This is a genomic window from Pontibacterium sp. (assembly GCF_041587635.1).
In the GTDB taxonomy this organism is placed as follows: domain Bacteria; phylum Pseudomonadota; class Gammaproteobacteria; order Pseudomonadales; family Balneatricaceae; genus Pontibacterium.
Genome location: NZ_JBFGYC010000074.1, coordinates 1 through 10894, shown reverse-complemented (window position 1 = coordinate 10894; position 10894 = coordinate 1). Strand labels below are relative to the sequence as shown.

9 protein-coding genes are annotated in these 10894 nt (G+C 53.9%); 8 read left to right on the top strand and 1 reads right to left on the bottom strand.

The genetic code is table 11. The features are described from left to right. The coding region (locus ABYW01_RS06085) for a hypothetical protein (RefSeq protein WP_372831605.1) at positions 1–206 on the top strand (206 nt) is incomplete at its 5' end. Positions 207–324: 118 nt separating this feature from the next. On the opposite strand, the gene ABYW01_RS06080 is transcribed toward ABYW01_RS06085, so the two are convergent. Further along, complete coding sequence (locus ABYW01_RS06080; RefSeq protein WP_372831604.1) at positions 325–2055, bottom strand: sigma 54-interacting transcriptional regulator; 1731 nt, start codon at positions 2053–2055, stop codon at positions 325–327. Between the two features lie 444 nt (positions 2056–2499). On the opposite strand from ABYW01_RS06080, the gene ABYW01_RS06075 reads away from it, so the two are divergent. From ABYW01_RS06075 to ABYW01_RS06045, 7 genes are all read left to right on the top strand, one after another. Then, on the top strand, positions 2500–3372 hold the full coding sequence (locus tag ABYW01_RS06075; RefSeq protein ID WP_372831603.1) for a xanthine dehydrogenase family protein subunit M: 873 nt from the start codon (positions 2500–2502) through the stop codon (positions 3370–3372). Between the two features lie 18 nt (positions 3373–3390). Then, complete coding sequence (locus ABYW01_RS06070) at positions 3391–3915, top strand: (2Fe-2S)-binding protein (protein WP_193955425.1); 525 nt, start codon at positions 3391–3393, stop codon at positions 3913–3915. After that, positions 3912–6272, top strand: a complete 2361-nt coding sequence (locus ABYW01_RS06065; protein WP_372831602.1) for a xanthine dehydrogenase family protein molybdopterin-binding subunit — start codon at positions 3912–3914, stop codon at positions 6270–6272. The genes ABYW01_RS06070 and ABYW01_RS06065 overlap by 4 nt, the downstream gene beginning before the upstream one ends. A gap of 75 nt (positions 6273–6347) precedes the next feature. Further along, positions 6348–7379 (top strand): XdhC family protein, encoded by a 1032-nt coding sequence (locus ABYW01_RS06060; protein ID WP_372831601.1) that lies wholly within the window; start codon positions 6348–6350, stop codon positions 7377–7379. After that, positions 7376–7978, top strand: coding sequence for an NTP transferase domain-containing protein (locus tag ABYW01_RS06055; protein WP_372831600.1), 603 nt, complete (start codon positions 7376–7378; stop codon positions 7976–7978). The genes ABYW01_RS06060 and ABYW01_RS06055 overlap by 4 nt, the downstream gene beginning before the upstream one ends. An 80-nt stretch (positions 7979–8058) precedes the next feature. Then, on the top strand, positions 8059–9057 hold the full coding sequence (locus ABYW01_RS06050; protein ID WP_372831599.1) for a WD40/YVTN/BNR-like repeat-containing protein: 999 nt from the start codon (positions 8059–8061) through the stop codon (positions 9055–9057). Between the two features lie 12 nt (positions 9058–9069). Continuing rightward, positions 9070–10894 (top strand): RND family transporter (locus tag ABYW01_RS06045; RefSeq protein ID WP_372831598.1); only part of this gene is annotated, 1825 nt, incomplete at its 3' end.

Sequence of the window (10894 nt, the reverse complement as noted above, 5' to 3'; positions counted from 1 at the left end):
CGGTTTTGATCGATTTAGCGGCTTCGCGTGCGAAGGCTTCAAGTTGTTGCTTGTCCATACTGCCTATCCTTAGCCATTGCTGGCTCAATAATAGGCAGTTACACAGTTTTATCTACAGTCTCGTCGGTTTTGATATTGAAGACACACTCTTGGAAACCGTTATTCTGAAACGCTTTAAAACTCACAAAGCAGTAAGCCCCGATTAATTACCCTATTTTCAAGTCGAGTATTTAAAAGATACGTTCGTCGATAGAAGCTCAACCTATTCAAGCGTTGAACTCCCTCTACCCCGGTTTAACCCAAAACGGACAATACCTTAAGGTATCACTCAGCGTCAGTTTTGGACTTACCCTCTTTAGTATCTTTCTTCAGACGGTATGCCAGAGCAGGCCGCGACAACCCCAGTAAACGAGCGGCGTGCGCTACATTGCCGTTGGCTTTGCACATGGCTTTATTGATCAGCGTACTCTCAACCATATCCAGACCGATGCCGGATTCCACCAGATCATTCGCCCAGTCTTCACTCTGAATACTGCTGGCAATACGTTGTTGCTGTTGTTTGTTCAGACTTCGCCCGCCACCGCTGCTCGGTGGCTCGGGGCTGACAAAGAGATCAAACACGTTAATCGCATTGTTATTATCCGCAAGGATTACCCCCCGTTCGATCATATTCTCCAGCTCACGCACATTGCCCGGCCACTGATGGTATTTGAGCATCAACATCGCTTTGTCGGAGATACCTTTGATCTTTTTGCCGTACTGGGCGGAGTATTTCTTCAGGAAATGATCCGCCAGCAGCGGAATATCTTCCACTCGCTCACGCAGCGGCGGGATCGTGATCGGATACACATTCAGGCGATAATAGAGATCTGCGCGAAAGCGCCCCTCTTCAACCGCTTTTTCGAGATTCTCGTTGGTGGCTGCCACAAGGCGGATATCCACCTTATGCACTTCGCTACCGCCCACCCGTACCACTTCAGCTTCCTGCAATACACGTAGCAAAGACGCTTGCGCCTGCAGCGACAATTCACCCACTTCATCAAGGAAAAGCGTACCGCCACAGGCGCGCTCAAAGTGTCCGGCACGGGAATGGTTGGCGCCGGTGTATGCACCGGCTTCCACACCAAACAACTCTGACTCGATCAGGCTGGCGGGAATGGCTGCGCAGTTGATCGCCACAAACGGCGTATCCGCCCGGTCACTGCACTGGTGTAAACCGCGGGCAAACATCTCTTTACCCACCCCGGTTTCACCAAGCAACAACACGGTAATCTGGCTGTTGGCGGCTTTTTCCACCATCGTCCAGGCGTATTGAAAACGTTCTGAAACACCCACGGAGCCGCAGGCTTGAGCTGATTCACCCTGACCTTCGATCTTTTTCTGCAGCCCAACGATCCGGTCCTGCAGGTCCAGCATCTGGTCTTTGATATTCAGTGGCTCAAAGTACTGAGCATCCAGCTGATAATCATCCCACTCTTCGGCAGGTTTACCGATAATGACGCAACGATTACCACCATGACTGGCTTTGCATTCCACCTCACGGTAGATAATCTCACGTCCCATAAAATGGCTGGTGTAACCGCTGGCGAAACCGATCAGATGCCAGCAGATGGGCTCGTCAGTTTCACCAAAGTCTTCCACAAAAGAATCCGATTCAACACTGCCCAAAATCTCAAACTCACCGTAAAACTCGCCGCTATCCAGATCCATATCCAACGCCAACACGTTCACCGATGCCATACCGGTAACCATTGTGAGCTGAGGCCCGATAACAAACGCATCTTTATCAGACGTCGACGGGTGTATTTTACGGGCCAGGTCGGCCATCTTGTAGCCACCCAGATAACCGATACGGGTCAATACTCCGCGGGCGCCGTTCAGCCCCAGCGTTTCAATCATCACCCGACGCATATCGCTGAATACGGTGGCATCCAGCAATAACATCTGACTTTCGTCCAGCCAGATGTGACCGGTCTCTTCATCAAAATGGATACGTTTGAGCAGATCACTGTAGTCAGGTAACGGCGTCTGACTACTCACCTGTGACTTCAACATAAAACTACTGCCTCACTGCGTGCTTTTTTATTGTTGTTCTTCAGCATCCGGTTTTACACCGATGGAGAATCGTTTGTTCATATGGTTGAACTTTACACCAAATAGTAGACCGCTTGTTCAAGAAAGAACAATCGGCCCTAAGACTCTATTTGTGGTTACTTATCAGCCAGTATAGTACCGACCCTACCGCCTATCTCATGCAATTTCAATTGAACTTGCATGGGTAATTAAATGATAAATGTTTTGCTCACTCACAAAGTGATGATTTCATCACTAATTCCCTCACCGACACTCAGACAACATCCTAACCTATTGAAAACAAAGAAACATTTCGAGTTGGCATTCTGCTTGCCCTTGTAATTACAGGATTATGCGAGACCCGAGCGGCATCGCTAACAACCTGAATACCTCAGTAAACACAATAAAAACCAGGTAGGTAGATCTATGAGTAGTCGTATTTTGCCAGAGTTTGATCTGCTGGTGCCCACAAGCACATCGGAAGCAATCAACCTGTTGGCGCACTACCAGAATCGCGCAGAGCTGATTTCCGGAGGCACCGATTTAGTGGTGGCAATGAAGGTGCGTCACCAGTCAGAAGTGTTGATTTCCATGTCCGAAGTGGGTGGACTCGATTACATCGATTTTAACCGTGACAGCGGACTGCACATTGGTGCACGCGCCACGGTGGCACAGATTCTTGAAACACCGGAAATTCAAAACTTATATCCAGCGCTGTGGCAGGCAGCCTGGGTTTTCGCCACCCCTCAGATCCGTACCGCAGCCACCGTCATCGGTAATGTTTTACGCGGCAGCCCGGCAGGAGACTGTAGCTGTGCCCTGATGGCACTGGGTGCACGCGTTATTCTGCAAAGTCAGAACGGTAAACGTGAAGTGCCAATCGAAGACTTCTGGACCGGTTACAACCAGAACGCCCGTCAGTCTGATGAGTTAGTTGTCGAGATCATCGTTGATGCTCCACAACAGCAAACCGGTTCAGCTTTCCGTCGTATGACCCGCGTAAACGAAGACCTGGCCAAGCTGAATGGCGCCGTACGCCTCGATATGGACGGTAATGTCTGTCGTGCTGCACGCATGGCCATGGGTTGTGTCGGTCCGACCACCCTGCGTTTGCCAAAAGCCGAACAGTTACTGATCGGCGAAGAGATCACCCCGGAACTGCTGGCCCACGTAGCCGATATAGTACCGACTGAGATCTCCCCCATTGACGACAAACGCTCCACCGCCGAGTACCGCCTGATGGTCTCCGGTGTAGTGATGAAACGTCTGATCGAACAAGCCGCTACGGCCGCCCAGTAAGGGATAGAGGGAGAAATCATGAAAGAACGCGCAATCCAACTCACCATCAACGGCACTGCGATGAATCTCACCGTGCCGGTGCATCAAACCCTGCTGGACACCCTGCGTGAGCAGCTCGGCTTTACCGACACCAAATACGGCTGTGGTACCGGCGAATGCGGTGCATGCACCGTGATCGTGGATGACAAAGACAGTCTATGCTCCTGCATGGCGCTGGCCGCCACCATGAACGGCCGCTCCATCACCACCTCTGCCGGTCTGGCATTTGATGGCCTCAATGCGGTGCAGCAAGCCTTTATCGATCAGACCGCCGTTCAGTGTGGTTACTGCACACCGGGCATGGTGGTGAAAAGCACCAGTTTGCTGCGTAAAAACCCGAATCCAACCGAAGAAGAGATCCGCAAGGAGCTTGAAGGCAACATCTGCCGCTGCACCGGTTACGACAGCATTGTTAAAGCCGTACAGCAAGCCGCAAAGAGCTTCCCTGAAACGGATGCCAAGTGGGACAACGCAGTTGAAGTAAAAGCGGGGGTGAACGCATGAGCCAGTTTGCAGTGATCGGAAAAAATGTACCTAAAGTTGATGCCTACGAGAAAGTCACCGGCCAGCCGATTTATGCCGCTGACCTAAAGATGCAGGGCATGCTGTACGGCAAGATCGTCCGTTGTATGGATTATGCCCACGCTCGCGTGACACGTCTGGACTTCAGCGAAGCGCTGAAACTGCCGGGCGTAGTGAAAGTACTCGGTCCCGAGGATGTGACACAGAACACGTACAACACCGGCGCGTGCGACGAGATGGTGTCGGACAAAGTGGGCGAACTGCTGGGCGATCTGAAGGATCAGACCATCTTCACCCGTCATGTCCGTCACCAGGGCGATGCAATATGCGGCGTAATCGCTACCTCAGAAGAGATAGCCGAACGTGCCGCTGCCAAGGTGATTGTGGAGTACGAACCGCTGAACGTGTTTATGACGCCGAGTGAAGCCGAGGCGGATGGTGCATTGCAGCTGCATCCGGATAAGCCGAACAACCAGGCATTCCAGCTTCCGGAAGCGATGTTCCCGGGTAACAGCTACGGCTGGGGTGACGCAGACAATGCAATGAAAGAGGCGGATCTGATTGTTGAGGACAGTTTTTACGTCAACAAACAGAAACAGTGCCAGATGGAGCCGCATGCCTATATTGCACAGGTCGATGGCCGTGGTCGTCTGAACTGCTGGAGCAGCGGTCAGATGCCGAAGATTACCCATCTGAAGATCGCCCGCCTGTTTGATCTGCCAATGTCCAAGGTGAAGATCCATTCCACCACCATCGGCGGCGGCTTTGGTGCCCGTCTGGGGATCATCTCCGAGCCTGAAACTTGTGCCATGGCGCTGGCAGTACCAGGGCGTCCGGTGAAGGTTCAAACGCTGCGTGAGGAGGACTGGATCATCTCCGAAAGCCGTCACGCCGGTGATTACTGGATGCGCCTGGGTTTCAAGAAAGACGGAACTCCCGTTGCCTGTCAGGCACGTTTTAAAGCCAATACCGGTGCCTACTTCACCCACGCATCCGGTGTCCCTTTCACCACAGGAGCATGGCTGAGTGGCATGTATAAATTTGGTGCGCTGGGTTATCAGGGTGAGTCTTACTTCTCTAACCAGGCCCCGGCCGGTGCCTATCGTGGTTACGGCAATCCACAGACGAACTTCGTACTGGAACAGCTGATCGACCGTGCGCTGAACAAACTCGAGCTTGATCCTGTGCAATGGCGTCTCGACTGGCACAAAGGGGTGGGCGACGACGGCTGGTGCTTCGGTGTGAAATATCCATCCTGTCAGCTGAGCGAATGTCTGCGTCAGGGTGCAGAGGCAATCGAGTGGAACAAGAAGTCTGACGAGCTGAAAACCCAGACCGGCGTGAAACGTCGCGGTATCGGCGTGTCAGTGATGAACCACACCTCTGGTGCTACGCCGATGCTGCTGGAGCACACCGTCTGCACGGTGATGATGAACGAAGACGGCAGCGCCGTTGTCTCCGTCGCCTGCTCTGACCTGGGTCAGGGTTCCCACACCGTGTTGCAGCAGATCGCCGCTGAAGCATTGGGACTGGAGATGGACGAAGTCCATCTGAAAACCGGTGATTCCGATGCCAACGGTTTCGATATCGGCTCCCATGCCAGCCGCACCACGTATGTGGGTGGTAACGCCATCATGGAAGCCTGTGATGATGTGAAGAAGCAGTTGCTGGAACGGGCGACGCGTCACCTCGACACCACTGTGGATAATCTGGAGTTTGCAGGCAAAACCATTTTTGCCAAGAACAACCCGGAGAACAGCATCACCGTGGCGAAGATCTGCCATCTGGGTGTGTATAACTACATGGATCCGGAAACCGGTGAACCGGAAGGGGCGCCCGGGCAGATTTTTGGTTTCTCCAGCCATTTCTCCAAGCACAACTCACCACCGTTTGGCGCCTGTTTTGTAGAAGTTGAGATCGATACCGAAACCGGTGAGATCGATCTGTTGGAACTGGTCCATACCCACGACATCGGTCGTACTTTACACCCAGCAATGGCCGAAGGTCAGATGGTGGGTGGGGCACAGCAAGGTATCGGCATGGCCCTGACCGAAGAGATCTATTACGACGAGAAAGGTCTGGCGCTAAACAGCAGCTTCACCGACTACAAGATGTACGGTTCGTCCGACATGCCGAAGATGAAGGTGATTCTGGTGGAAGATCCCGATCCACACGGGCCTTACGGTGCCAAAAGTGTCGGCGAAGCCGGCCTGACCAGCCCGGTGGGCGCGATTGCGAACGCCGTTTACAACGCGTTGGGTATACAGTTCAAGGAAGCACCAATCACCCCAGAGAAAGTGCTGAAAGCGATCAAAGAAAACGGACTCAGCTTTAGCTGATCCACTCGCTGAGCAAGCCGGATTGGTGTCCATCACAGAAGCCAATCCGGCACCTGATGTCCACAGGAGATCGCAATGAATACAAACGTTGAAGCGCTGCAACACTTCCACAACCCACTGGGCGAACAACCCTACCCGGTACTGGAAGCGTTGATCACGTCGGTGAAAGGCTCTGCGCCAACACAACCCGGTGATTCGATGCTGTTGCTCAGCAACGGGCGCTGGCTCGGCAGTGTGGGCGGTGGCAATCTGGAATGGAAACTGATGCAGGCCGGACAGCTGAGCTGGTGGCGCTGGCAGGAAACGGGACAGTTGCCTTCAGCCAGCACCATGACGATAGATCATGGCTTAGGTTGCCATACCGATCAGTGCTGCGGTGGTCGTGTGGAAGCCCGTTTGGTGATGGTGCCTCCGACACTGAAGGCGCTGATGAACGAACAGGCACAACGCATCTATCAGATCGACACCGAAGACCGTTTACAGCTCGTCGGTGGTTTCACCGCGGGTAAACAATCGCTGGGCGATACCTCTTGCTGGCAACCGCAGGTGATCAGCGGAGGCAAAAGTGAACGTCTGAACGCCGGTGCCGATCGCACCTTGCTGCGCAAAGCTAAAGACGCTCCTCAATTATGGATCTTTGGTGCCGGTCATATCGCACGCGCACTGGCTCCCCTTGCGAGCGCATTGGATTTTCGCGTCAGTGTATTTGACGGTCGTCCGCAATGGGCAGACCCGGCTGCGTTTCCAGACGAGGTTAACGTACGCCCTTCCGCCTTCGCGGACTCCCTAGATCAGGCCGATCACAACACCACGGTGTTGATCATGACTCACAGCCACAAGCTCGATTACGAACTGCTGCAACAGATGAGCAGCTGGAATCTGGCCTATTTGGGCGTGATTGGCAGTAAAACCAAAGCCACTCGTTTCCGCCATCGCCTCGATAATGAAGGGATCGATGATAGCAACGTACATATGCCCATCGGCTTACCGGACATGGGCAAAGCACCGATGGCGGTTGCCGTCAGTTGCATGGCGGAGTTGTTGCAGCTTCGAGAGCGCCAACAGTTATCCACAAAGCCTGACATGCATCACGAGGCATCGGCATGAGTACCGCTATTATTCTGGCCGGTGGTCGTTCCAGCCGCAGTGGTCGTATCCATAAAGGGCTGCGCACACTGAGCTGTGCGGGACAGCCAATCAGCTGGCTGGAATATCAGATCCAACAGCTACGCCGTGCCGGCTTCAACCGGATTGTATTGGCCACCGGGTTTCGTCCACGTCCGCTGTTAAACAAAGCAGCAGGGACTCAGCACACACATAACCCCAATCCGGCACGCGGGCCGTTTAGCACCCTGCAGCAGGCGCTGAAAGGTTTTATCAGCCAACAGACGCTGCTGGTGCCACTGGATAATCCTGTCCCGGCACCCGCTGTGCTGTTCCGTATTCGCCGCGCACTGCAAAACAAACGTATTGCCAAACCTTGTTACCAAGGCCGTGGAGGGCATCCTCTGTTACTCAGCAAAACGGTGGTACAACACCTATTAAAAGTTGATCCGGCGGCCTCAGATGCACGCCTGGATCATCAGCTCAGACAACTCGCGCACACAGATATTGCACGAGTTGGCGTGACCACACCGCTGGTACGTACTAATCTCAACAACCAACGCCAGTGGACGCGATACAAAAGCGCCAAACAGGGGACTTAATCTGTAGTCATTTTTTAACACTCTAAAAGTCACCCAACAGGTTCAACACAGCTTTTAGAATTACCCAAGAGATATTGACGATGGCATCTATAAAAACAAACAAGCTCATCGCCTTATCGGTTAAACCAGGCTTGCTGATTTCAGCACTAAGCCTGTCGTTAGCCGGTTGCGAAGCACCGCTAAACCTTGAGAAGGTGGAGCAGGAGTTATCCAAATCCATCCGCCGCACCGACCAGTTTCAAAGCATGGCCAGCAACGATCAGATGATGGTTGTGGTGGGTAATAACGGACTGGTACTGACCAGCCCGATCAATGAGCAGCAATGGCAACGCCAGACGCTGAACAACAAGCCCGCTTTGGTAGATGTGACACAGTGCCCTGACCAGAGCTTCGTCGCTCTGAGTCTGGATAAAACACTTTGGCGCAGCAGCGATAACGGAAGCAGCTGGCAGTCCAGTGCAATCGATACGCAAGAAGATGTGCTCGCACTGACCTGTGCACCCGACAATAGCATCTGGGTCGTGGGCAGTTTCTCTACCATTCTTAACTCCAGCGATCAGGGCACAAGCTGGAATACCTTCAGCCTGAATGAAGACGCCCTGCTCACTGGCATTCAGTTTGTGGATAACAATACGGTGATCGCGACCGGCGAATTCGGTGTCGTGGCCAAAAGTGAGAACGGCGGTCAGGACTGGAACCCTCCGGAATATATTCCCAACGATTTTTATACACAGGGTGCGGTATTCACATCGACTACCACCGGCTGGGTCGGCGGCCTGAGTGGTCAAATTCTGCACACCACCGACGGCGGTATGAGCTGGCAACAACAAACCACCCCGACCGAATCGCCTATTTATGGTTTTCAACAAGCGGGCTCGCAGCTGTTCGCCTTCGGTGATCACAATACCGTCCTGACGCTTAACGGTGATCAATGGCAGCGCGTGAAAACCCACGGCAAGCCTGTATACCTGCGCGCAGCAACTCAACTCAGCAACAACGAGCTGCTGATTGCGGGCGGTGCCGGTTCTCTTTTCACGCTGGATATCTCTTCCGGCGCTACCCAACTGTCACAGAAGTAAGGGGTTGGTCTGATGGATAAAAAGTCTGCAGGCGCTCACAAGGCGACGCACTTTCTACATAACCTGGATGAGTCGGTCTTCCGTCATCCTAAATCGATTCTGGGCATCATTCTGGCGATTACCCTGTTCTTCGCCTACCAGATCCCCAGCGTCAAGATGTACTCCGACTTTGCGGACCTGTTGCCGCAGAGCCATCCGTATATTGAGCTGCACAACGAGATTAAGTCCTCCTTTGGTGGCGCCAATGTGATCATCGTTGGGGTCGAAGTGGAAGAGGGCGATATCTTCAGCAATGAAGCGCTGGCCAAGATCCACCGCATGACGCTGGCGGTGGACAGTCTTCCGGGCATCAACCACAACCTCGTGTCGAGTGTGACCCACCGTAACTCGCGTAAGGTGTGGATGACCCCGGAAGGCAACGTCAATTCCAAGTCCTACTACGACCCTCAGGGCGGGGAGATGGATGCGGCCGCGCTGGATAAGCTGCGCGGTGATGTGACCGCCGATCCTCGTGTGTACGGCCCGCTGGTGTCGCCGGATATGAAGATGGCGCTGATCAAGGCGCAGCTCAACGAAGGTCAGCTGGACTACGAGAAAACCTTTGATGAGATCCAGAAGATGCGCGCTGATGAAGCCGTTGCGGGGATCAAGATTCATGTGACCGGCCAGCCGATGCTGGTGGGCTGGGCGTACCAGTACCTGGATCAGATCATCGAGATCTTCTTGTTTACCGCGCTGATCATGATCGCGCTGCTGATCTTCTATTTCCGTAAAGCCTACGGGGTGCTGATCCCGCTGGGTGCGGTGATCGTCTCCTCCATCTGGGGCATCGGCATCATATCCCTGTTCGGGTATAACCTGGACCCGTTGGGTCTGGTAATTCCGTTCCTGATCTCGGCGCGGGCCATGTCGCACGGGATTCAGATCGTGGAGCGTTACTATCTGGAGCTGAACGACCACGCGGATCATCATCTGGCCGCGCGCACCACCTTCGAGAGTTTGTTCCGTCCGGGGAGCTTGGGCGTCGTTTCTGATGCGATCGGTCTGCTGCTGATTGCGATCGGTTCGATCCCACTCAATACCAAGCTGGCGCACTACGCCTCCCTGTGGGCACTGACCATCATTGTCACCGTGTTGCTGGCGGTGCCGCTGCTGCTGTCCGTGTTGCCGAAGCCGAAGAAACACGACATCAAGCACAACATCTTCCGTAATGTGGGTTACGCCTGCGCCAACATCATCAGCGGTGAACGTGCGGCTAAAAACGCCCTGTTCTTTGCGGCGTTCCTGCTGGCAGGCGGCTGGTACTTCAGCTCAAAAGTAGTGATCGGTGAGTCCGAACCGGGCAGCCCGATCCTCTATCAGAACCACGACTACAACGTCAGCTCGAAAGCGGTGAACGACAGCTTCCCGGGATCGGAAGAGCTGTACATCGTCGCAGAGACCGACAAGAAGGGTGGCATCAAGCGTCCCGAAGTGCTGAATGCACTGGCCGATCTGGAGCGTCACATGTTGCTCGATCCGGAGGTCGGCGGTGCGAAAGGTATTCCTGATCTGGTGAAACAGGTCAACCGCCTGCTGCACAACGATGACCCGCGCTGGGCGCAAATTCCAAATGACGAGATGTATGTGGGTGGTCTGATGTTCACCTACATGATGTCCAGCCCGATTCCGGGCGCGCTGAAAGAGTTTGTTGATACCGACGAGCGCATCGCTAACCTGGTGTTCTACTACAAGGACCATCAGGGCGAGACCATCCGCCGTGCGATCCATACCGCCAAGCAGTGGATCAACGAGAACGGTGACAAGGTCGAGGGTCTGACCATCCGTCTGGCCGGGG